The 23,200-nt window shown below is 42.3% G+C and carries 19 protein-coding genes; 7 read left to right on the top strand and 12 right to left on the bottom strand.

Going from position 1 to position 23,200, the window contains the following annotated elements:
• Both ACFE90_RS19400 and nfi read right to left on the bottom strand, forming a co-directional pair.
• Nucleotides 1-548 (bottom strand): FHA domain-containing protein (locus ACFE90_RS19400; RefSeq protein WP_375503340.1); only part of this gene is annotated, 548 nt, incomplete at its 3' end.
• Nucleotides 549-785: 237 nt separating this feature from the next.
• Nucleotides 786-1,451, bottom strand: a complete 666-nt coding sequence (gene nfi, locus ACFE90_RS19405; protein ID WP_375503342.1) for a deoxyribonuclease V — start codon at nt 1,449-1,451, stop codon at nt 786-788.
• 247 nt (nt 1,452-1,698) lie between these two features.
• Here nfi and ACFE90_RS19410 point away from each other — a divergent pair, with 247 nt between their 5' ends.
• The 3 genes from ACFE90_RS19410 (at nt 1,699) to ACFE90_RS19420 (ending at nt 4,044) form a co-directional block, all read left to right on the top strand.
• Complete coding sequence (locus tag ACFE90_RS19410; RefSeq protein WP_375503344.1) at nt 1,699-2,220, top strand: hypothetical protein; 522 nt, start codon at nt 1,699-1,701, stop codon at nt 2,218-2,220.
• A 182-nt stretch (nt 2,221-2,402) separates the two neighbouring features.
• Nucleotides 2,403-3,539, top strand: a complete 1,137-nt coding sequence (locus ACFE90_RS19415) for a hypothetical protein (RefSeq protein ID WP_375503346.1) — start codon at nt 2,403-2,405, stop codon at nt 3,537-3,539.
• A 118-nt stretch (nt 3,540-3,657) separates the two neighbouring features.
• Nucleotides 3,658-4,044, top strand: a complete 387-nt coding sequence (locus ACFE90_RS19420; protein ID WP_375503348.1) for a hypothetical protein — start codon at nt 3,658-3,660, stop codon at nt 4,042-4,044.
• 328 nt (nt 4,045-4,372) lie between these two features.
• Here the strand turns inward: ACFE90_RS19420 and ACFE90_RS19425 are convergent, their stop codons facing one another.
• Both ACFE90_RS19425 and ACFE90_RS19430 read right to left on the bottom strand, forming a co-directional pair.
• Nucleotides 4,373-8,080, bottom strand: coding sequence for a PAS domain S-box protein (locus ACFE90_RS19425; RefSeq protein WP_375503350.1), 3,708 nt, complete (start codon nt 8,078-8,080; stop codon nt 4,373-4,375).
• 177 nt (nt 8,081-8,257) lie between these two features.
• Nucleotides 8,258-8,509, bottom strand: coding sequence for a hypothetical protein (locus ACFE90_RS19430; RefSeq protein ID WP_375503352.1), 252 nt, complete (start codon nt 8,507-8,509; stop codon nt 8,258-8,260).
• Nucleotides 8,510-8,718: 209 nt separating this feature from the next.
• Between ACFE90_RS19430 and ACFE90_RS19435 the strand changes: the two genes are divergently transcribed.
• The 3 genes from ACFE90_RS19435 (at nt 8,719) to ACFE90_RS19445 (ending at nt 10,235) form a co-directional block, all read left to right on the top strand.
• Entirely contained in the window at nt 8,719-9,684 is a 966-nt protein-coding gene (locus tag ACFE90_RS19435; RefSeq protein WP_375503374.1) for an aldo/keto reductase, read from the top strand.
• A 217-nt stretch (nt 9,685-9,901) separates the two neighbouring features.
• On the top strand, nt 9,902-10,045 hold the full coding sequence (locus tag ACFE90_RS19440) for a DUF6888 family protein (protein ID WP_375503354.1): 144 nt from the start codon (nt 9,902-9,904) through the stop codon (nt 10,043-10,045).
• Nucleotides 10,026-10,235, top strand: coding sequence for a DUF6887 family protein (locus tag ACFE90_RS19445; protein ID WP_375503356.1), 210 nt, complete (start codon nt 10,026-10,028; stop codon nt 10,233-10,235). The genes ACFE90_RS19440 and ACFE90_RS19445 overlap by 20 nt, the downstream gene beginning before the upstream one ends.
• A 153-nt stretch (nt 10,236-10,388) precedes the next feature.
• Here ACFE90_RS19445 and ACFE90_RS19450 read toward each other — a convergent pair whose 3' ends face one another.
• The 7 genes from ACFE90_RS19450 to purC form a co-directional block, all read right to left on the bottom strand.
• Nucleotides 10,389-11,645, bottom strand: a complete 1,257-nt coding sequence (locus ACFE90_RS19450) for a DNA cytosine methyltransferase (RefSeq protein ID WP_375503358.1) — start codon at nt 11,643-11,645, stop codon at nt 10,389-10,391.
• A 116-nt stretch (nt 11,646-11,761) separates the two neighbouring features.
• The gene (gene lpxB, locus ACFE90_RS19455) at nt 11,762-12,931 is read right to left on the bottom strand and encodes a lipid-A-disaccharide synthase (RefSeq protein ID WP_375503360.1); all 1,170 of its coding nucleotides are present in this window, start codon (nt 12,929-12,931) and stop codon (nt 11,762-11,764) included.
• Between the two features lie 112 nt (nt 12,932-13,043).
• Entirely contained in the window at nt 13,044-13,862 is an 819-nt protein-coding gene (gene lpxA / locus ACFE90_RS19460; protein WP_375503362.1) for an acyl-ACP--UDP-N-acetylglucosamine O-acyltransferase, read from the bottom strand.
• A 313-nt stretch (nt 13,863-14,175) separates the two neighbouring features.
• A complete protein-coding gene (fabZ, locus tag ACFE90_RS19465) occupies nt 14,176-14,697 on the bottom strand; it encodes a 3-hydroxyacyl-ACP dehydratase FabZ (RefSeq protein ID WP_375503364.1) in 522 nt (173 codons plus the stop codon).
• Between the two features lie 92 nt (nt 14,698-14,789).
• The gene (gene lpxC, locus ACFE90_RS19470) at nt 14,790-15,638 is read right to left on the bottom strand and encodes a UDP-3-O-acyl-N-acetylglucosamine deacetylase (protein ID WP_375503366.1); all 849 of its coding nucleotides are present in this window, start codon (nt 15,636-15,638) and stop codon (nt 14,790-14,792) included.
• Between the two features lie 210 nt (nt 15,639-15,848).
• On the bottom strand, nt 15,849-18,341 hold the full coding sequence (locus ACFE90_RS19475) for a BamA/TamA family outer membrane protein (protein ID WP_375503368.1): 2,493 nt from the start codon (nt 18,339-18,341) through the stop codon (nt 15,849-15,851).
• 152 nt (nt 18,342-18,493) lie between these two features.
• Nucleotides 18,494-19,231: a phosphoribosylaminoimidazolesuccinocarboxamide synthase gene (gene purC, locus ACFE90_RS19480; RefSeq protein WP_375503370.1), complete on the bottom strand. Its 738-nt coding sequence runs from the start codon at nt 19,229-19,231 to the stop codon at nt 18,494-18,496.
• A 720-nt stretch (nt 19,232-19,951) separates the two neighbouring features.
• On the opposite strand from purC, the gene ACFE90_RS19485 reads away from it, so the two are divergent.
• Nucleotides 19,952-20,227, top strand: a complete 276-nt coding sequence (locus tag ACFE90_RS19485; RefSeq protein WP_181374200.1) for a hypothetical protein — start codon at nt 19,952-19,954, stop codon at nt 20,225-20,227.
• 45 nt (nt 20,228-20,272) lie between these two features.
• Here ACFE90_RS19485 and ACFE90_RS19490 read toward each other — a convergent pair whose 3' ends face one another.
• Nucleotides 20,273-22,870, bottom strand: coding sequence for a GAF domain-containing protein (locus ACFE90_RS19490; protein ID WP_375503372.1), 2,598 nt, complete (start codon nt 22,868-22,870; stop codon nt 20,273-20,275).
• Between the last annotated feature and the right edge of the window lie 330 nt (nt 22,871-23,200).

Here is a 23,200-nt window from a genome sequence, read left to right on the forward strand (position 1 = left end):
TTTATATAATGATTATCATTCTTATACACTGGGGATTTTATTTGTTGGAAGTCCCATGTCCCACACCAATGACAGCCAATTTGTAGATTTTCTCCTGGGGAAACTTTATGACATTTGGGGCATTCTAAGCCATAAACTCCTGGTGTTGGTGAATACTGGTGATGTCCAATATGTACTGGTGGATGTGGTGGCAGCAAAATGGTTGCTGGAATACTACCCGTGGAAACGCTAGTAACGTTGAGTTTTATTTGTCCCAAAGAGATACTAGTGCCCTGAGTTAAAGGCATTTCACCTTGGACTAATTGTCGTCCATCGATAAGGGGGGGATTTTGCGATCGCAAATTCCTAATATAAAAGCGCTGTTGCTGGTGATGAAAAAATATTTCAACGTGTAAACCAGAGACAGTGGGGTGACTCAGAACAATATCGCACCGGAGGGGATCGCGACCGATGCGGACAGTGCCAAGATTTTTACTTGGCTGTTGTTCGTAAATGTTCTGAGTTTTATCTTGGCCTGCATCGTGCCACTGTAAAGTTAGTGCGTTCATTGTTCTAACTTCGTAAATCGTATTTAGCTACTTCAACTTCTTTCTGTGCGATTCCTAACACGATTAAGTCGGTACAAGCAAGTATTTAGAAAAAACTTCAACAAGCTTTATAAGAGGCAGGGGAAAAGGTATAAACCAAGCCGAATTGTGGCCAAAAGCTCCCTTGCTCCAAATATGCCGAGGGTTGAGAGCAACACCTGCAAGTGGCGTGGTTTTTCTCCCCTGCCCCCTGCTTTTTCACTTCGCCGATGCTAATTTATCAGCGATGCGCGTAGTTTCTGGCAGGCGATATTTGGGCGTACAGCGTAATACATAGTTAATTGCCGTAGCTAAACTAACTCGATGACCACTGGAGATGTAGAGAGGTTTTACTCCTGTGCGTGTGCGTAGAACTGCCCCAACCGTTTCCCCTTTATATATAAGTGGTTGCTTGCTGCCTTTTGTTTCTGACAATTCCTCATACTTGCCAACTAACAACGACTTGGCTACACCAATTGTCGGCATATCTATAAGTAACCCTAAATGGCTAGCTATACCTAATCCACGGGGATGGGCAATTCCTTGACCATCACACAAGATAATATCTGGTGTTGTTTTAATCTTCTCTAGGGCATCGAGAACAGCTGGAATTTCCCGAAATGAGAGGAACCCAGGAACATAAGGAAAGGTCGTAGGACGGTGTGCTAGGCTTGTCTCGATTACTTGCAAATCAGGAAAACTCAGTACCGCGACAGCTGCACGGCTAATGGTTCCATCAGCTTCAAAACCCATATCCACTCCAGCAACGTACTGGATAGGTTCTTGCAGTTGATCCTCAGTAATTACTTGATCGCGCAGCTTTTCTTGGATAACTATGGCTTCCTCCAGCGTCGAGGGCCAAGCATGATCTCGATAAAACTTCATATTGAAAATTTGAATTAAGAATTAAACTGATTAATATTAATCCTGTTATGGCAAGCACAAAAACAAGAGTTTTTGATGTTGATACAGGGAAAATCTATTTTTTGCAAAAGTCTGTGAATGACTATCTTTATCCTAGACATTTTAGCCCCGGTTAGCTGATATCTTGCATCATAATGTTACTTAAGGCTGTCAAGAGGGAATCCTGAGAATATAAGTTTATTTTTTTAGATTTTCTCTTTTACTGGTTATGACACAGCCAAATATTCTGGAACTTGCAAAACAGGGAGATGTACAGGCGATCGCATCTCTGATGAACCGCCACCTACATCCCAAAGGGATCAACGCACAGGTTGCCTTTCAAGATACTTGCTTGGAGGTAATACTAGAATCTCCCCAAGTACTAAATCAGCAAATTTTAGTTGCATTTATCCGCAAAGGGTTAACCGCTTTAGGGTCTGCGTCTATTGAAATAGTGAAAGTTTACGGACAACAAACTGGCCAGGAGTTTCCAGCTTGGAGTAAAGAGTTTAATTTAGGCATAGCAGAAGCTGAACTAGAAGGAGTAGATAATGAACACTCTTCTACTAATCCTCAAACCCTAACTATTTGTATTAATTTAAGTGGCGATACTGCACAGGGATTAACAAACCAAGATTTTGAATTGATTGCTAATCAAATCAGCACTGATATTTTATCATCTTGTTCTGAAGTTCTTATTCAAAAAGTAAGTATTAGTAATGGTAGTTCTGTAATTACAAAGGAACGCTAGTGTTTAAGACTCACTCAGAGGCGCAGAAAAATAGTCTAAAATTGGTGTTTTTGCAGCAATTATAATAAATTCAAGTATATTTTTACTATAGGAGTTCAAAGATTTTTAAAATGTTGTTTTTACCTGGAAATAGGGAACCCTGAGATAGAAGATATTTTCTTAGATTTTCGGATTTATTGGTTATGACACAGCCAAATCTTTTAGAACTTGCAAAACAGGGAGATGCACAAGCGATCGCATCTCTGATGAACCGTCAATTACAACCCAAGGGCATTAGTGTAAAAGTAGCACTCAAGGATGCTTGCTTACAGGTAATGCTAGAATCTGCCCAAGTGCCAAATCAGCAAGCCTTGGTTGCATTTGTCCGCAAAGGTATAATTGGCTTAGGTGCTGCATCTATTGAGAGAGTAAAGATTTACGGACGACAAACAGGTGAGGAATTTCCAGCTTGGAACCAAGAGTTTGAGCTAGTAGTACAAAAGAATTCGTCGTCTTTACATGTAGAAGAAAATGCCACAAGTCAGATACCTCTTTCAAGCTTAAACACAGAAGAAAGCAAGATTTTGCAACCCTCTAGACAAAGTAAAAATTCAAAATTACCAAACACATTAGAGGGAGAAAAATGGGCTAATCTAGGCGGTTTACTTCTATTAGCTTCGTTAATACTATTATTTATTAACTGGCAGTTTGCATTAACAACATTTGTTGTAGCGATGATAGCTTATAACATCTATCAAGGAACACCAGCCGGTAAATATGACACAGAAAAACGGAAATTAGAGTCTGAAAAAAAGGCCGAAGAAGAAAGATTGAAAAAAATACAGCAAGAAGAAGAAAAGAATATTGAGAAAATACAGCAAGAAGAAGCTAGAAGGCTGTTGATAAATAACGTCAAGTCTGAAGTACGAAATCTAAAAACAAATTTAGCTCACGATTGTATCAATGAATTCATCAAAGTTAATGCCAGATTAAGTGTAGGTGTTAGTTATATGGACTTACTTAGTGTTATAGCCTCAGCCAAATTAGCAACTCAGCTGTTTGAAAAATCAAAAGATTATCATGTGTGTCCATATTTGAGTGAATTGATTAAGAAAAATATGTTTTACTATGAACTTTCTTTCCAATGTTTTGATAAAAGGTTCCATAATATTATATACAATGAATATTTAGAGCAAATAATTATAAATTTGTTTCCAGAGTTGAAAGGGAGAAAAGTTTATTTTAATTTTGATTCTATAGTACAAACCATTTGGATGAAAGCTGCACAATGTTCTGATGAAATTGATGAGATTTTAAAATTAGCTAACAATGATGATTAGATTAATTGAGGCAATAGTTAAAGACTACCGCAAAGGTAAACTAGAAAAAGGAATACGACATTTATAAACTCCGTTCATTCATCTTAACAAAATATTCCTGAAAGCGAGTTTATGGAGCGTGAGGCTCAGGAGGAAGGCTAATGTTAGACATCACTTTTATACAACAAACGGTCAACCGCCACGCAGCGTAGAAGTAGCAGAAGATATTTATGAGTGGTTGGCGAAATCTGATTTTTCTAAAATAGGCAAATCTGTACCTATAAAAATTTTAGTAGAGGGTGAAAAGGAAAAAATACCTTTGGTTAAGTTAAGTAAAGGTAATCGTAAGAAGCTAAGAAGTTTTCTAGTTGAGGAGATAATCCGCGAAAGCGATGCTGTATTAACTGAGCTTGGAGACTCGCCTTCAAAAAAAGAATATCAGGATGGGACTAACCGACTTAGGAAGTTGCAAGAGTTGCTCAAGTGTATCGAAAATGAACATTATTTCTACCTCCAGCGAGTTTAGTTAAATAATAAAGGCTAGAAAACAAAGCGCGATCGCACCTCAAAGCTAATACCATTTCTTTATGAGGCTGCACCAAACCCTTTTAACTTCTTTCTTCCTTCCTTTGTGTCCTTTGCGTACTTTGCGGTTCGTTTTTATTTCTTGTACTTAAATATGGTTTAGCGCATCTTCATACAGAATTGGTATAAACTGTAAAAATCAGTGCGTAGCTTACCGCCGTAGCATCGCTCTTATTTTCACATATCCTAATGAAATACAATATTCCGACATTTAGGATTGGTAGCATCGCGGAATCAAAGCTGAACATAGACGTTAAATATAACAGGTCTTAATTTAGCTGAAAGTACAAGCTAGATGCGATTAATATATCTACCGACTTGCTATCAAGTGGCCCAGAGAAAATATATCCTTGTGCGTGCTTGCATTTTTTAATTTGAAGCTGTGTTAATTGCTCTCTTGTTTCTATACCCTCGGCTATTACATCTATGCGAAGATTTTGTGCGAGGGAAATAATCGCCTGAACAATTTCCAAGTTTTCTCCATTAGCACCAATATTGATAACAAATGAACGATCAATCTTTAATGCACTAAAGTGAAAATTGTGCAGGTAACTCAAGGATGAATAACCTGTGCCAAAATCATCTAGATGTAACTGAATATCCATCTGTTGTAATTCCAAAAGCATAGCAGTCGCTGAGTCTGAATTTTCCATCAGTACGGTTTCAGTAATCTCCAACTTTAAACTGCTGCCTTGTAGACCAGAATCTAGCAGAATTTGGCGAATTTCCTCAATCAAATTGGCGTGGGAAAACTGTTTACTAGAAATATTTACACTGATGGTTAAGGTTGGGTTAGTAGGAAATTTCAATTGCCAAGCCCGCATCTGACGACAAGCTTCGCGTAACACCCAATAACCAATCGGCACAATCAGCCCAGTTTCTTCTGCTAAAGGAATAAACCTTTCTGGAGAAACAAATCCATCTTCAGGATGTTGCCAGCGCACAAGAGCCTCAAAGCCGATAATCTGATAAGTTTCTAATGAGACAATTGGCTGATAGTAAACCTGAAATTCCTGGCGTTCAATTGCCCGTCGTAGATCCATTTCTAACTGTAATAACTGGGCAGCTTGACTGTACATACTAAAATCAAATATTTCATAGCGTGCTTTTCCTAATGCTTTAGCACGGTACATTGCAATATCAGCGTCACGGATGAGTTCTTCTGACAGATTATAAGTGCTTGTGCCTAAAGCGATACCAATACTTACAGTAGTAATTACTTCGTTTCCATTAAGATTGAAAGCTCCTGTCAAAGCTACATTTATTCTGTTCGCTACATTTTTTACATCATTTAAATCTTTGATATCATCTAATAGAATTGTGAACTCATCTCCTCCTAAGCGGGCAACTGTATCTCCTACACGGACACACATTTCTAATCTGCGTGCCAGCGCCGTTAGCAATTGATCCCCAATTATATGACCAAGACTATCGTTGATAACTTTAAAGCGATCCACATCTAAGAACAGGACAGCAAATCTGTAGTCTGAATGACGCTTTGTTCGCACCAGCGCCTGCTCCAACCTTTCGACAAATAAAGCACGGTTTGGCAGTCCAGTTAGTGAATCGTGAAAAACATCATGAATTAATTGCGCTTCGGTTTGTTTTTGCTCCGTAATATTCAACACCGTACCAATGAAGCGAAGCGGTTTTCCGTTTGTATCAAAGTAGGCTTGCCCTTTCGCTCTTAGCCAGCGTTCAACTTTATCCTGAATGCCGATGGTTCGATACTCAGCATCATAAGAGCCACCCGATGCTGGGTTAAACGCCTCTTGAATAATTTGCTGAAGACGATCGCAATCATCGGGATGTAAGCCCTCAAAAAACGTCTCTATACTACTCTCGGCATCGGGCGGTAGCCCAAACATGGCTTTGCAGCCAGTATCCCATTTCAATTCTCCTGTAATCAGATTCCAATCCCAAGTTCCCAATTGGGCAGAGGCGATCGCCATCCGCAAACGGTCTTCATTCTCCCGCAGGGCTTTCTCAGACTGTTTGCGATCGCTAATATCTTTGAACAGAATGGCCACTTTGCGTCTCTCTGGCTGCTCAATGCGAAACGCATAAACATCAAACCAGCGATTCAGCGCCTCAGAGCCATTTTCAAAGCGAACGGGTTCACCCGTTAGAGCCACTTTGCCATAAGTCTTAAACCAGAATTCTTCCATATTGGGAATGAGTTGGCGTAACGTTTTACCCTCTGCCTGTTGGAGTCCGGTTTGTTGCTCAAATGCAGGGTTAATTTCTAAGAAACGATAATCAATCGGCGTATTGTTTGCATCAAACAACATTTCAATAACGCAAAAGCCGTCTTCCATCGTTTCAAACAGCACGCGATAGCGTTCCTCAGATCGCCGCAGGGCTTCTTCTGCCTGTTTGCGATCGGTGATATCAATAACTGAGCCGATGTAGCCCTTATACTGCCCATCTGCCTCATACCAGGGACTTGCTGCATCAATTGCCCAACTATATTCACCATCGTGACGGCGTAAACGGTATTCTACTCGAAAGGCTTTGTGATGGATATTAGCGCTTATAAATGTTTCTCGAGCAAATGCAAAATCCTCTGGATGCATCGCATTCAGCCAACCAAACCCCAGCCCTGTTGCTTCAGTTTGCCCTGTGAATTCATACCAACTTTGGCTGAGATAGGTGCAATATCCGGTGGCATCCCTGACCCAAACCATTACAGGTGCATTGTCTGCCATTGTGCGGAATCGTTCTTCACTCTGGCGCAGGGCTTCATCGATCTGAATCTGCTCGGTGATCTCTTGACAAACGGTATGGATGCCAATTATCTGCTCGCCATCCTTTAACGGTAAAAAGCTCTCCAGCCAGACACGCTCTACTCCCGGTTGTGCCGGAGTTTTCCCCCGAATTTCGACGTTTAGTAACGGTTCTCCCGTTTCTAAGATAGGACGCAGCAACTCTTCGGTAGTATCCGCGATATTAGGCAGTAACTCTCGAATTGTTCGTCCAATATGTTCCTCTACGGAAAATCCATTGATCTCTGCCAATCGCTGGTTAATTCGTACAAAGCGTAGGTTGGTATCGAGAACATTCAACCCGATTGGAACAGACTGGTAGATGCTTTCAATCTCAGCCAGTTGCCTTTGCAGCGTTGCTCTGCTTTCCTGTAACTCTGCTTCTGCCCACTTGCGATGTGTCATGTTTTGGGAGAGTACCATGCCTGCAAAAATCTCACCCTGCTCATTGCGTACAGGCAAAGTATGTACTTCATAAATTTGATTGGAGTAAAGCACTTCCTGAACTGAAACTTCGCCCATTAGTGCTGCACGATACATCGGTTCAATTTGCTCACAGGTTTCTGGAGGCAGGACTTCCCAAATGGTTTGCCCCATGAGTGCCGCTCCATCTAATCCCAATTGTTTGATTTCGCTACCTTCAATGAGCAAAAAGCGCAGGTCATGGTCAAACAGGTGAACCGCGCCATTGGGGATATGTTGTGTTAGCGTTCGATACAAGGCTTCCCGTTCTGCCAGGACTGCATTTGCCTGTTCTAACTGGGCAGTCCGTTCGGCAACGCGCTGTTCTAGTTCCTGGTTGGCGCGTTGTAGAGCGGCTTCGGTCTGTTTCTGCTGGGTCATGTCACGGGCAACGCAGTATATCAATCCTCGGACAATCTGCGGTGATGCTGTCCACCCCAGCCATCGGTAGCAGCCATCCTTCGTCCGGTAACGATTCTCAAAATTGAGCGTTGGTATTCCGGTTTTCAACTTCTCCATTTCTGCTAACGTGGCAGAGTGGTCGTCTGGATGCACGAAGTTCAGAAAAGGACTGGCTAATAATTCTGCTTCTGAGTAGCCAAGGGTTTGGGTAAATGCAGGGTTGATCCGCTTAAAGTAGCCATCCAGACCAATGACCGACAGCAGATCGAGCGATCGCTCAAAGAAAAAGGCTTCTTCGGATAAAACCAATCCATTCACGGGTGAGGCAACAAGATCTTTCGAGGTCATAACAGAATTACGGAGCAAATAAAGCGGAATTAGCGCAAAGCAGATGAGATAAGTTGGGGTGAATTAGTAATCAAGTTCTAACACTACTTAAGAGGGGAGCATATCAGGATAGTTAAGAAATTTTCCATCCGCAGTTAACAAAGGACAATCATAAAATTTGGCTATAGCAACAATCAGTTAGTCAAACAGGTCGTTATGGAAGCCGCTTAATTGAGTTGCATCAATTACTATTGGCAAAAACAAACTTAATAGTTGTACACCATAATAAGCTAAAGCAACTTCTAGCCATTTATCAACAACCAAAGGTAGATTTATTCTCTTTTTCTCTACTAATTTGGCTACTTTACAGCAAGAAAGAATGCTAATTCCTAAACCTTCAGACTCGTAATCTTGTAACCATTGTCGCTGTTGTAAGGAATCCAAAGTCATACAACATAGCTGGGATGGAAATTACATCAATGACATTAATTTATTTAATAACACGACAAATTAAGATGTGCGTAGCTTGCCGCCGTAGGCATCGCTTTTATCTTTACCTATCCTGATGAAATGTAATGAATCTATGCTTTAGAAAGATATCCAATTAATTATCCCTAGCTAAAATTTGAGAACAAGAGTACTTTTCCCCAAAACCAATGATGACAGAAGGAAAGACGCGGCGTAATTTCTTAATTACTAGCATTGCTGTAACTGGAGGTATTGTGGCAACTAATGCTTTTGGGCAAAATATTACCAACACCGCAACACCACCAGCAACTATGCCAGAACGGGTGTTAGGACGCACGGAAGTAAAACTCCCGATCTTCGGGTTAGGAGGAGCAGGACAAACGCCACTATCCTGGGAAGGAAAAGAGGGTGATGCTGTGGCAATTATTCAAAGAGCGCTGGAACTTGGTATTCGCTACTTTGATACAGCAACTAGTTATGGGCCGAGTGAAGATTATTTAGGCAAAGTGCTACCACCCTATCGCTCAAAGGTATTTCTAGCAAGTAAGACTGATCAAAGAGATCGGGATGGTGCATGGCGAGAATTGGAGCGATCGCTTAAACGTCTCAATACAGATTATCTCGATTTATGGCAGTTGCATCATGTTTCTTTTTCTGAAGAACTCGACACCATTTTTAGTCCATCTGGCGCAATTAAAGCTTTAGAAGAAGCCATACAACAAAAATTGGTGCGCTTTGCAGGTATTACCGGACATCACGACCCTCAAGTGATTGCCGAAGGCTTGCGTCGCTATCCTTTCCACACTACACTGATTCCTGTGAATGCCGCCGACAAACACCACCCACGTCCATTTGTTCCGGTGGTTCTACCAGTTGCTCAAGAAAAAAATGTCGGTGTGATTGCGATGAAAGTCCCTGCTTATGGTCGGCTATTTAAACCAGGTGGGTTGACAGGTATGGAGCAAGCTTTGGGTTACACAATGTCTCAGCCTGGAGTTCATTGTTGTGTAATTGCCGCAGAGACAGTCACACAATTAGAGAATAATGTCAATATAGCGCGGGCTTTTGTGCCTCTTAAAAAGGAAGAATTAACAGCGATCGCACAACGGACTGCTAATATCTGGGAAGATAGTACATTTTTCCGTGCTTGGACTTAGTACAACCCGCCATAAAAAATGCCCAAATCAAGCTGCAAACTATCAAATCAAGCCAAATTGTATGGTAGGCGTTGCCCAGCTTCATGTTAAATAGTTGGATCACTTTAAATCAGCATCCTTTTTACGGTATGGTTTTACTCGCTATCATGTAAATACAATTGCATGCCTACCGCACAACAGGCTCTTGCCTGCGTCAGAGTGTGACAAATGCTCTCAAATGGATATCAGCTTATCCATATTATTTCGGTACACCCAAAACACCAAGACCGTGTTTATCCTTGCTGGTGTGACTGAGAGCCTAAAAATTCTAATTTTTTCCGATGGTCAATGGGGGTTTAACGATGACGAAGCCCGACTTTAGCAAAATGTCCCGTCAAGAACTTAAAGCATATATTTTAGCTCATCGTGAAGATGATGAAGCCATTGAGGCATTAATCAAACGGGGAAGTCCTAATAGTCCGACATATCCATTCCCTAAGACTAATGAGAATTTAAGAGAAATGGAAGAGATACTCAAGAAAAAACTGGCTAGTAGTGGAGAGGCTGTCTAACTAGTTGAAAGGTTTTACGATGGGTTGAGATAATGAAATCTTGCAGATACAGCAGATTTCAAGTTGGTGAGGTACACAAGCTAAGTCTGTTACTCAGGTATAAAGCGTGTTTTGCTACTGAATTCTGAATTCTGAATTCTGCTGTATTACAACTTACCAGTCCCGCTGATAATATTGTGCCGCTTGCGACATATTAAATTGTAATAGCTTTTCCTCTCCCAATTTGTATCCAAAACTCGGTTTAAAAGGCGAAATATTCAAATTGCAAATAATTTCTGCCGCCACAGCCTTTGCTAGTAAAGGTGGTACAGAGTTACCAACTTGCCGAAATCCGTGCCATTTAGTTACATGAAATCTAAACCAATCAGGGTAAGAATGCAATCTCGCCGCTTCTCTAACGGTGATACAGCGCGGCGTAATTGGATGAATTGGTCTAGGAGATGTGAAAGAACCCCTATACTTATCTGTTCCCGCTCTTAAAGTATTACAGACACCAGCAGGATGTAGCTTATAAAAACGACTAATTTTTTCTCTCTCGCCTTGTTGAGTCTCCTGAAAACGTTGAATAGTTTCCGCAGAATGTTTTGTTCTTAAACTTGAAGAAAGTATTCGCAAATCATATTCTCGCTTATAAGAATAATCATCGTCTAGGCATTTGATACCGCGAAGTACAAGAGCATAGTTACTAGGCTTTTTATATTCTGCTACAACCCAATCTCTTGTTAATAACTCTGGATATTTTTCTATTTCAGGTAAATCTCCAATTGCATCCAATACTGTAGGACTCAATGGGATATTAGATATTTTTTTAGAAGTTAAATTATTTGGTAATGATTGTTTAGTAATCGGCTGAGGGTATTTCGGTAACTCTACATCTTCCCTTGCACCCATAAGAAATAATCTCTCACGGGACTGTGGTACTCCATAATGTGCAGCGTTGAGAATTTGATAATTTTCTTCGACTTTATAGCCACGAATTCTAAACTCGCTAATTAAGGATTGGAGGATTTGTTTATGTTCGCCAACTGTAATCCCCCGGACATTTTCCATTACAAAGAACTTTGGTTTTAGCTCAAAAACCAGCCGATGAAAGTGAAACACCAAAGAGTTTCGGGGATCATCAATAGCCCGCTTCCCAATTAGAGAAAACCCTTGACATGGTGAGCCACAAATTACCACATCAATTTCGCGATCGCCAATCTCAGACCGATTCCTAATTTCTTCCCCGGTTGTATCCACAACACTTTTACATAACACTGAGCAAAAAGGGAAGTTAAACTCATGTGTTGCACAGTGGATGGGGTCAATCTCGACAGACGCTAGCACATCAAAGCCAGCTTGTTCAAAGCCAAGAGTCATACCCCCCGCGCCAGCGAATAAGTCAACTGCGATCGCTCTTTGTTTTTTCATCTCATAAGCCATGACACCTCTAAAGAGATTGGGTATTGGGAATTAGGGAATGGGTATTGGGTATTTTGGGTATTGAGTATTAAATAAATATACAAAATTTCCCCAGTCCCCAGTCCCTACTCCCTACTCCCCAGCACCATTTGCAAAATTTCTTGAGCAACGCGATCGCACACCCCAACTTCTCCTAAACTTTGCCGCATTTCTTGATAATCTATCAAAGTTTGCTCTTTGCGACTGGGATTGAGTAGCAGTTCCATCGCCGTTTGGATAATATTCTCTGGTGTGGCTTGCTCTTGTAAAAATTCTGGCACAATCGGCTTCATTACTACTAAATTAGCTGGTGATGCAAAGGTTATAGAACCTTTAAGGATGTTACGAGCTATCCAAGCAGTTAAAGAACTTAGGCGGTAAACTACAACTTGCGGCACGTTTAACAGAGCAAGTTCTAAATTGACAGTACCAGATTTACTAATGGCTAAATCAGCAGCAGCAAAAACTTCCATTTGTTGGCCTGATATAATTGTCGCCCGTAAACCGTAACGCTCAATAGCCTGTTCAATTGGCTGTCTATAGACTTCCAGCGACAGGGGTATCCAGAAATGAACTTCAGGTAATTTCGCTTGAATCGTTTGGGCGGCTTGAAATATTACTGGTAAAAGATATTTTAGTTCTTGGCGACGAGAGGCGGGGAGAAGTGCGATCGCAATTTGTTCTGGTGCAATCCCCAGTGTTGCACGAGCTGCTTGGCGACTAGGAGCATCTTGCATTCGGTCAACCAAAGGATGCCCTACCCAACTAACTTCTGCCCCTTTCTCACGAAAGTAACGGGCTTCTTGTGGGAAAATTGCCAACAGCTTATTTGTAAAACCAACAATCCGGTTAGTTCTACGCAAACTTATTGACCAAGCCCACTCTTGGGGAGCAATGTAATACACCACAGGCACATCTGGTAATTGCTGTTTCATATAAGTCCCAATTTCTAGATTGGGAGTCATATAATCAATCAGCACCACTAAATCCGGTGGATTTTGTTTTAAGAAAGCGATCGCCTGACGTTGCACCTGGAGGGTCGGTAAAAGATAAGGTAAACCTTCTAGAATACCCATTGAGCCAATACTACTGGTATTTCCCAACAGAATTGCCCCAGCCTCCACCATTTTTTCGCCACCCAGCGCCACAATCTCTAATTCCAACCCAATCGCTACAGCTTGACGCTTCAGCGCTGTAATTAGCAGCGACCCTTGTAAATCGCCAGATACTTCGCCAGTGCTGATAAATATCCGCATTTGATAATTAAAGTTAAAAGTTAGGAAATAAATAGTTAGAAGTGAAGAGTTAGGAGTGAGGAATTAAAAATTTGAGTCATCAACTCCTAACTCCTAACTCCTAACTTATAATTCACGACTCATCACTCACGCCTTTTTTTCCCCTACCGGGAATCAAGCCACGCCTTCCTGGCATCTGAGAAAGTAACAGAAAACGTCGCAGATGCTGTAACTGTTCGCTATCCCCTAACAATTCCAACTCTTCTAAAGCATCCTTAAAGGGCAAATCAGAGCGGTAGAGAATGCGGAAGGCTTTTTTGAGCATTTGCAAATCTGTTGAGTCCATACCAGACCGTTTAAGTCCGACAAGGTTGAGGGTTCGTACCCGCGCCGGATTTCCCTCCACTAGCATATATGGGGCCACATCCCGGTCAATCCGTGCCATGCCTCCCACCATTGCCTGTCTACCAATATGCACAAATTGATGGACACCTAAAACCCCACTCAACCTAGCGCGTGACTCTATATGCACATGACCCGCCAACGCCACAGAGTTAGCAATTACTACCTGGTCTTCAATCACGCAGTTATGAGCCACATGAACATAAGCCATCAGTAAGTTACCATCACCAATCACTGTTGCTTCACCAGCACCAGTAGCGCGGTTAATGGTAACGTACTCACGAATCAAGTTGTTATCACCAATTTTGACCCAGGTTGGTTCTCCCACAAACTTGAGATCCTGGGGTTCCATGCCGATGGCTGCACCTGTAAAAATCTGATTTTGCGCCCCAATTTCACAAGGTCCCTCTAGCACAGCATGAGCGCCGATTATTGTTTCAGGGCCCACTTTGACATGCGCTCCAATCACAGCATAGGCACCGACTTGCACTGTATGGTGGAGTTCCGATTTTGGATGAATTACAGCAGTTGGATGAATTAGCGTTTTCAAGGGTGAATCTCCAGAACTGTCTTGATAAGCCAGCGCCGGGTGGGGTTTTTAAAGCAGTGCGTTACCCTGGTTAAGAGAGTTATACTGACTGCCATCCCATTGAGGCGACTGGCATTGTTGAGCGTGAAGTATTTCAGTGAACGAAAGTGTCGGGCAAAGCAAGTTAAGTGTGTTCGTGAGTGCGTCTCGTAAAGAGGGCGTCGAAAATCAATAAATTATTCAGATGCTGTTGTGGATTTTTTTTAACTGCGATCCTTTTTCAGGATTCAGTAAGGGCATTTCACGGCTATGCCAATACCACGAAAGCAAACTTTTAATTAACTAGAGAAAACATTAATTCCCCTTCACAAGCAAGTTGACCGTCAACTTCGGCACGACCTTGCATCTTACCGAAACGACGTTGTTTTACCCATAACAGTTCCACCGTCATTACTAGTTGATCCCCCGGTACAACCTGGCGGCGAAAACGGACTTTATCGATACCAGCGAAGACGAACAGTCCGCCTTCTACCGAAGACATTTGAGTTAAAACAATGCCCCCAACTTGGGCCATTGCTTCGACAATTAGTACCCCTGGCATCAGTGGACGTCCTGGGAAATGTCCTGGAAAATGGGGTTCGTTGATAGTAACGTTTTTTACTCCAACAGCTTTTTTACCTGGAACGTAATCAATTATTTTGTCTACAAGTAAAAATGGGTAGCGGTGGGGTAGCAATTTCTGAATTTCTTCAGATGTAAAGGTTGTTTTAATCTCAGATATAATTGTAGTCTCATTTATAGCCTGTGATTCGGTAGATGTAGGTGTAATGGTATTCACTTCAGTGAGGATTGACATTGGCCGTGTGGTTAATTTTTTATCTGAAAGTTGAGTAGGCAGGCGTATATCGAAAGCCTTAATAATTTTGGATTGTAAACTTTAAATCAAATTTAAAATCCAAAATCTAAAATTCTCTGAGCCAGTTGAATGTGTAAATTGTGGCTGGCTTTATACGCTAAGAAATGAGCAATAGGAAAAGTTCCTAGTAAACTTAAATCTCCTACTAAATCCAAGATTTTATGACGGACTGGCTCATTTGCAAATCTTAATGGTGGATTTAGCCACCCTTCTGGTCCACAAACGAGTGCATTATCCAAACTGCCACCTTTAATTAACCCTGTTTTTTGTAAGTGTTCAATTTGATGCAGTAACCCAAAAGTCCGGGCGGGAGCAATTTCCGCAGCAAAGCTAGCAGAAGCTTTTTTTAGTTCAGTGGTTAGCGACCAACTGTGCCATTGATTACCAATGGCAGGCAGGTCAAAATCAATACCGTAACTAAAGCGGGTTTCTGGTGCTGGGAGGGCACATACAAAGGCATCGCCTTGATAGACCCATATTGGTTCTGTAATAGCCTTAGGAACTTGGTTGTTAACGGGTTGTGATACTAAGCCAACTTGGGCAATATTGGCTGTCCATACACTTGCTGAACCATCTAAAAGTGGAACCTCTGGACCATCAATTTCAATCTGGGCATTATCCACACCCATACCCGAAAGCGCAGCCAACAAATGTTCTACCGTGCGGACGGCTACCTCACCCTTGCCCAACTGAGTTGAGAGAACAGTGTGACTAACTGCCGCAACTTGGGCTGGAATGATCGGCAAATCCGGTAAATCTACCCGTACAAAGTAACGTCCACTTCCCGCCTCAGCTGGTAGTATCCGCACCTGGGTACTAACACCGCTATGCAATCCCATCCCTATTTGGGTGATTTCCCCAGCTAGAGTGTGCTGTTGCATAGCCTAAAAGACAGTATATTTCCTTTAGTATTCTTCATCGTCTATTTTGGTAAAATCCCTGATATTCCCCTAAAAATGTAATTAATTCCTTTATCGGAACAGTATTGAGGTAAATGTTAAAATTAGCAAGCTAATTAGGAAAAGAGAGTGTCATTAGTCCTTTGTTCTTTGTTATTCACCAGTAACCAATGACTAATGACTAATGACAAATTAAAACCTTTCGCCAATACCGAAATTAATTCGGCTATCACCATCATCGTTGATACCGTAGTCAATCCGAATTGGCCCCAGTGGAGACTGGACGCGAACGCCAAGACCATAGCCGAAGCCACTACCATTTTTATTCAAAACTTCAGCCGCCCTAGTACTAGTTCCCAGATCGCTGCCGAGATCAAAAAATAGTGCGCCACTGACTACTGAAAAAACTGGAAACCGATACTCTACTGATGCTTGCACATAAGAGCGTCCACTGCTTAATGCTCCTTCTTCATAACCCCGGACGGAGTTGCTACCTCCAAGGGTAAAGGCTTCGTAAGGAGGCAAGTCACCAAGGATGGTTCCTGCTTGCAGATTAAATGCTAAGGTTTGTGCGCCTTTGGAGAGGCTAATCAGCTTGATGGGTAAATATTGACTGTAGCTGCCTCGAAATCTGGTGAGTAAGATGTTGCCTAGCCCGACGGGAACCGACTGATCAACTCCGAAGCGGAGATAAGAACCGCTAGTGGGTTGCAATGGGTTATTACGGAGATCGCGCTGTGCTCCCAGTTGCAACAGTAGTAAATCGTCTTGACCGCCGCTAGATAAGGTTAATGGAATTTCCTCGCTGATGCGGTTACCGTTATCATCATCAAATACAGCTCCTGTTTTTCTGAGATTGCCATCAGCATCACGCGCAGAAACTCGTTGATACTGTAAACCTGCTGAGGCAGTCCATACAGAAGTTTTGTAAGGATTGGCAGAGAGGGGACGCGTAAAGGTAACACCACCACCTAGACGGAGAATCCGGGGGCGATCCTGAGCATCTGTATTAGTAGGATTACCTGGGTCAAACGTCCTTATATCTTCATCTTGACCATCAAAGATCAACGAAATGGAACTACGGCGAAAAATATTGGTTGTGTAGGAAGTCCGGTAAGGATCTCCGGCAATCCAAGGGTCTGTAAACCGCAGGTCAAACAGCAGTTCCCGTTCTCCCACCTGTACTTCTGCTCCCAGTTTTTGGTTCCTACCGTTCAGGTTTTGCTGTTGATAGCTAACTGTTCCAAAAAGTCCGCTAGCAGAACTAATCCCTGCACCAGCCGCAATAGAACCACTGCTGCGTTCTGCTACATTCACTACTACATCCACCTTGCTGGGATCAGTACCAGGGTCAAGAGAGACATTCACATCTTCAAACAGTCCTAGTCCATACACGCGCTGTAGGTCTTTTTGTACTGTGTTGCGATTGAATACTTGTCCTGGCTTCAACTCCAATTCTCGCGTAATGATGTAATCCTGTGTCCGTCCCCGAATTGGTTGTCCTTTCTCGTTTGTCTCCTGACCATCTTTATTGCGAAACCGGACTCTAATATTCTCTACTACACCTTCTGCTACTTGCAAGGTTACAACTCCGTTTTCAGAGACTTGTGGCGCTCCAATCACGTTAGCTAGTACGTAACCTTGGTCTTGATACCGCTTGTTTAACTGCTTGATGCCTTCCTGCAAGTCACGTAAGTTAAGGATTTTGCCATACTGCTCCCGAAATACTTCATCCACAGTATTAGCTGGGAGTACTGAGGCAACACCAGTACCAGGATTGGCTTGCACTTCTACTTTGCTTAGGACGGGGTTAGGCTGTACAACAAAGCTCACCCGCACTCCCAAGGGGGTATCTTCTGGGGCTGCTTGCACGTTGGAGAAGAAACCAGTACCAAAGATGGCGTTAATATCTTCTTGCAGTTGGCTGCGGGTTGTCGTTCGTCCTGGTTGGGTACGAATTACTCTATAAACTTGGTCTTCTAGTCCTGGTGGTAGTTGCCCAGTCTGTGCTCTAATTACTACTTCCGACACCAATACGCGGGGGTCATTGGCTTCTGGGACTGTGTTGGGTTGAGCATTTCCTGGAGTTGTCGGCGGGTTAACATTTTGCGGACTGGGAGTCGCACCTGGGCTTGGGGCAGGTGTTCTTTGTTGACCATTTGGGAATGGAACATCGGGAGCGGTAGATGGTTCTGGAGTTGTGGGTGATAAAGGTTCCGTTGTCGGTGGGTTGACATTTTCTGGGACTGGAGTAGTCTCAGGAGTTGGAGAAGGCGTTGGTTGTTGAATTTCTGGCGGTGGAATGTCTGGAGCGGGAGACGGCTGTTGAGTAGAGTTAGGATCTATTTGAGGGGTTTGTGCAGTTTTTGGCGTTGTGAAGGTTGGCACGATTACCTCTGGGGTTGCGTAGGCGTAGCCCGCCGCAGGCATCGCTCCTGGATTAACAGGGTAAACTGCGACAATGTGCGATTTATCCGCCTCCATAACCCTTGCGGGATTAGGTCGAGATTCTAAACTTTTACTATCAACCTGACCAGTATCCTTTTCTGGGTGCTGATTTGTTTCTAGTGTCAAAACTTCTGTTGTCTGTTTTGAACTGTTGGCGGTTTCTGCATTTGCACTCAATGAACCGCCCAAAGGGACTGTAATTGCTACTGCTGCCAGCAACATGGGAGATAAACGCATTTTACTTATAATTCCTCTTCACGACCACACACACACCATCACAAATAGTCATTAGTCATTGGTCATTAGTCATTAGCCGTTGGTGAATAACAAAGGACAACTGACAATTAGACTTTGGACAATCCACACGAGTTTAATTGATTTTTACCCACTTAATTATTACTCTCTACTGCTTTTAGCACTCTTTGTAAAACCTCCTGGTAGGCATTTTCTACATTTCCTAAGTCCCGGCGAAAGCGGTCTTTGTCCATTACCCGGCGGTTTGAGTCCTGTTCTGCGGTATCCCATAAACGGCAGGTGTCGGGGCTAATTTCGTCTGCCAAGAGCAACTGCTGCTGTGAGTCCAAACCAAACTCTAGTTTGAAGTCTACTAAAGTAATGCCGCATCGTTGCCAAAAATTCTTGAGAAATTCATTGATTTGCAATGCTAGATGTGTAATTGCGTCTACTTGTTCCGCAGTCGCTAGTTCTAGCAGGTACAGGCGATCGCGTGTCAGCAAAGGATCTCCTAAGTGATCGTTTTTGTAATAAAACTCTACCATTGGCTGTTTTAGAATTGTACCCACTGGTAAGCCTGTTTGCTGAGACAAACTGCCAGCAGCAATATTTCTGATAACTACTTCTAAGGGTAAAATCTTTACTGCTTTCACCCGCATCTGATTTGGAGTAGGGCTGTCGATAAAGTGAGTCTTTATACCATTTGCCTCCAACTGTTTAAAAAGCTGGCTGGAAATGCTACAATTAATCTTTCCTTTGTGTTGGATACTGCCACGTTTTTGGGCGTTAAACGCTGTGGCGTCGTCCTTAAAATCAGCCAACAAGACTTCCGGATCGTCTGTTGTATAGAGAATTTTGGCTTTGCCTTCGTATAACTTGGAATTAACAGACATGGTGGCAGGTAAAGTTCTAGGCGATGGACAAAAGTTGTCCTTTAAGGCTTCACCATTTTATCTTTAGTTATTAACTATTAGCCATTGATGATTATTTAGGAGGGTGCGAGGATACGGTTAATTGGGCAGAGGTCTATGGCAGGAACCCGTAACGCAAGAAGAGGGCAGACGGGCACAGAGGAAAATTTTTCCGCTCTGTTCTCCTTTCCCTTTACCTGTTTTTGGTCACGGTCCAGCAGAAAGTTGCTAAAGATCCACAACTGAATCTCTAACTTTTAACAGACGACAATTGGCTTTAACGTGTAGTAAATTTTCCTAAGTACTTTCACTCGCAAAAATCTGTAATTATTTTTGCAAAAATGATAATTACTAGATAACACGGGTATTTTTTCGTATACTGTAACTCAGGGTTTTAACTGAAGTTAATTACAGTCAGAAATTCATAAATTAAGATAAGATAAATTGACAACTGGGAGGTAAGTCAAATATTTTCTTTAGTCACTTTAGCAGAAACTTTTTTTGTAACTTTTACGGTAAAAGTATTTCAAGCTTTATTTTCTAGTCTCAAAATCTAAATTAACCAATTTCCCCATCATTAATTGGAAAAGCAGTTCGATGGTTCGAGTTCCCGCAGTCTGACCACGGCAAATTGGGAAATTAAAGATCAGGGGAGCTAATGATTCAGCTTTAGAGATTTAAACACAAGGGGAGTTTAATAAATTGGAGAACAAAATAGTGAACAAGGATGATTTTCTTTACCCTCGCGGCCGCTACTACGGTCAGGTAAAGCCAGAAAACTTGGTTTTTAATGCAAATCTACAAGAATTTGCCCAACGAGTAAGCTACATTTGCAACTTAGAAACAGGTGGAAAACTTCCTCCAGGTGAAGCTTACGAACAAATAAAGGATCTATGGAAACAGTTGAAACGTTCAAAAAAAGAGCTAAGAATTGGCGAAGATCCGTTTCAGAATGACCAGGGGGAGGTTGAAGGTTGAAGGGGACAAGGGCAAGAACCATACCCAATGACAAATGACAAATGACTATTTAGTAAGCATTGTCCAGACACCATCCCAGGATTCTGGGGGCGGCGCTTGTTGGTAATTACGCGCCCGTTCTAGGTGGATATCAACAGCTTGGTCTTGGGGTTGGATACATTTGGCGGCTTCAAAACAGGCGATCGCTTGTGAGAAGTTGCGCGATAAATAAGCGGAGCGTCCAGTATGATAGTGAAATAAAAACTCTTGAGTTTTGGCATCTAGAGAGGTGGTGCGATCGCCAATTAACTCGTAGATATTTACAGCCTGGTGTTTCCCTTTGACTCGAATTTTATCTAACTGGCGCACCCAAATGCGATCGCTGCAAAGCCGATAAGTAAATTCGCTTAGAATTATATCACAACCGTAATCCTTAGTTACCGCTTCTAAACGCGAACTCAAATTTACGCCATCTCCAATTACGGTGTAATCCATGCGTTTGCGGGAACCAATATTACCCGAAACCACATCCCCAGAACTAATCCCAATGCCAATATGAATTTGTGGCTGCGCCTGGATAATTCGCCGTCGGTTAAATTCCTCTAACCGTTGTCGCATATCTAATGCTGACTGCACAGCCCTCCAAGCATGATTTTCTGTAAGTGGTAGCGGCGCACCAAATACCGCCATTAAGGCATCACCAATAAATTTATCGAGAGTGCCTTCGTGGTTAAAAACCGCTTCTACCATCGTTTCAAAATACTGATTGAGCAGCAATACCACTTCAGCTGCACCGATATTTTCTGTAAGTGTGGTGTAACCCCGGATATCAGAAAACAAGATAGTTACTTCCTTGCGCTCACCCACCATTAAAGCATCTTCCCCCAAAGCCATAACTTGTTCGACTACATGGGGCGTTAGGTAGCGGGACATGGTAGTTTTCATCCGTTTTTCCTGGCTGATGTCTTCTAACACCACCAAACCACCCCGGACACCGCCTTCTGGGTTAGTTAAGGGATTAACAGTGAGATTCGTACTACGTTCTAATTTTTGTACCTCATCAGCAGTAAGAAACTCAGATTGGGAAGTCAGGGGTAGATTCCAGGGAATGAACACATCGGGGTTAGTGCGATCGCGGACTGCTAAAATTGAGTCCAGAGTCCTGAATTTTGATTCTTGAGTCTCACTTTTAACTTCTAACTCCTCACTCTTAACTTGAAAAATTCCTACTATCAAACTTTGCTCTGGCACATAATGTTTTGCTCCAGTTTTTAAACTATCTTCTAGCCGCATTTGGAGATTTTCAATTGGTACAACTTCCCAAACTAGGCGACCAATCAAATTTTGTTCCCACGAAAGCTTGTTGTTCTTACTATTAGCATCTTTTATAGGACAGCCTAGCAACTCTAGCGCCGCATCATTAATTGTAACAATGCGTCCTGCCATATCTGTAGAAATCACTGCATCTGATAAACTTTGTAAAATATCTTTTTGATACTGTTTTTCTAACAGTACATTTTCAAACAGACGAGCATTTTCTAAAGCAACTCCTGCCTGAATATTAAAAGCCCGCATAAACTCTTCATCAGAAGCGGTAAAACTGCTTTGTTGCTTATTAATTAATTGTGTAACGCCAATTAATTCATTTGCCGAATTAAATACTGGCAAACACAGGATATTACGAGTTACATAGCCAGTTTTTCTATCTGTAGTCGGGTCAAACCGGGGATCTTTATAAGCATCGGAAATATTTAAGGCTTCACCAGTGGAGGCCACATAGCCAGCAATGCCACGGTTAGCGGGAATGCGGATTTCTATCAAGTTTGTGCCATCTGCCGCAGCTGCAACTTTCGTCCAGAGTTCGCTCATCTCTTTACGATATAAAAACAGTGTGCTGCGGTCTGCTTGCATTAAAATTCGAGCTTGCTCCATAACTATCTGCAAAGTTGCTTCTAAATCCAAACTTTGCCCCAGTGTCTGAGTTGCCCGCAATAAAGCCGTTGCGCCTCTTTGATTACGAGCGGCTACATAAAAAGATTGGCAGCTTTCCAGAATAATACCAATAGAAGCAGCGAAGTCTCGAAAACGTTCTTCATCATCAGAATTAAACGGAACATTTCCGGTTTTATTAGCCAGTTGCACTACCGCTACAGTCTGGTTTTTGCTACTGATAACAGGCATACATAAAATATTATGGATTTTGTAGCCCATTTGTTTTTCAAGTTCTGGGCTAAATAAGGGATGAGTATAAGTTTCAGATATATTGAGATATTCACCTGTACTGGCAACATGACCGGGGATACCCACTGTAATAGGAGTCCGAATTTCTAAGAATTTTTGGGTATTATCTTGAGGAACTTTTGACCACAGTTGACCTTTGTCATAGTCAACTAAAAAAATAGCTGTGTGTTCTGCTTGCAGGATTTGACCAATTTTGAGTGTGATAGCTTCTAGCACCTTCTCCAACATAGTTTCTAGAGCTTCATTATTGATCAGTTCAATAGCTCTCAGAAATTGCTGGAACTCAGCAGTTATGAAGTCGAGTAAGCAAACAAATTCATTAACAGATAAGTCTTTAACACGACGCAGTAGGGCGTGAGTACGATTAACTTGAGTCAGTTCAGTTAATGTAGCCAAGACGCTGCCAGGGTTGGGGAGTGTCACGTCGCTTTGCTCCGAATTCAAAATTCAAAATTCAAAATTCAAAATTAGTAATCCCCATACATAAATTTAGGGGCAAGTCAACGGACGCCGTATTTCTCTCTACGAGACGCCAAAAGCGAACGCGCAGTGCATCACTACATACATTTTTTTTCTTCTCCATAAATAAATTTACTTGCTCTGTATCATGAGTCTGTTTCGATCACGGGAATTTTAAATTTTAGATTTTGGGCATGGGGCATGGGTCAATAATAGTTCTTCTTCCCCTGCTCCCCTGCCCCCCAACAGAAAAAAGCCCACAGCCTAATATTTTATACCAACAGGTGGTATTTT

The organism is uncultured Nostoc sp. (assembly GCF_964245445.1).
Lineage (GTDB): Bacteria > Cyanobacteriota > Cyanobacteriia > Cyanobacteriales > Nostocaceae > Nostoc.

Bases quoted from the DNA above. Each gene is read 5' to 3' on its own strand.
- ACFE90_RS19415 (WP_375503346.1), top strand. From the start codon at position 2,403: ATGACACAGCCAAATCTTTTAGAACTTGCAAAACAGGGAGATGCACAA.
- ACFE90_RS19425 (WP_375503350.1), bottom strand. From the start codon at position 8,080: ATGACCTCGAAAGATCTTGTTGCCTCACCCGTGAATGGATTGGTTTTA.
- lpxB (WP_375503360.1), bottom strand. From the start codon at position 12,931: ATGCGGATATTTATCAGCACTGGCGAAGTATCTGGCGATTTACAAGGG.
- nfi (WP_375503342.1), bottom strand. From the start codon at position 1,451: ATGAAGTTTTATCGAGATCATGCTTGGCCCTCGACGCTGGAGGAAGCC.
- ACFE90_RS19450 (WP_375503358.1), bottom strand. From the start codon at position 11,645: ATGAAAAAACAAAGAGCGATCGCAGTTGACTTATTCGCTGGCGCGGGG.
- fabZ (WP_375503364.1), bottom strand. From the start codon at position 14,697: ATGTCAATCCTCACTGAAGTGAATACCATTACACCTACATCTACCGAA.
- purC (WP_375503370.1), bottom strand. From the start codon at position 19,231: ATGTCTGTTAATTCCAAGTTATACGAAGGCAAAGCCAAAATTCTCTAT.
- lpxC (WP_375503366.1), bottom strand. From the start codon at position 15,638: ATGCAACAGCACACTCTAGCTGGGGAAATCACCCAAATAGGGATGGGA.
- ACFE90_RS19410 (WP_375503344.1), top strand. From the start codon at position 1,699: ATGACACAGCCAAATATTCTGGAACTTGCAAAACAGGGAGATGTACAG.
- ACFE90_RS19435 (WP_375503374.1), top strand. From the start codon at position 8,719: ATGACAGAAGGAAAGACGCGGCGTAATTTCTTAATTACTAGCATTGCT.
- ACFE90_RS19430 (WP_375503352.1), bottom strand. From the start codon at position 8,509: ATGACTTTGGATTCCTTACAACAGCGACAATGGTTACAAGATTACGAG.
- ACFE90_RS19445 (WP_375503356.1), top strand. From the start codon at position 10,026: ATGACGAAGCCCGACTTTAGCAAAATGTCCCGTCAAGAACTTAAAGCA.
- ACFE90_RS19475 (WP_375503368.1), bottom strand. From the start codon at position 18,341: ATGCGTTTATCTCCCATGTTGCTGGCAGCAGTAGCAATTACAGTCCCT.
- ACFE90_RS19440 (WP_375503354.1), top strand. From the start codon at position 9,902: ATGGATATCAGCTTATCCATATTATTTCGGTACACCCAAAACACCAAG.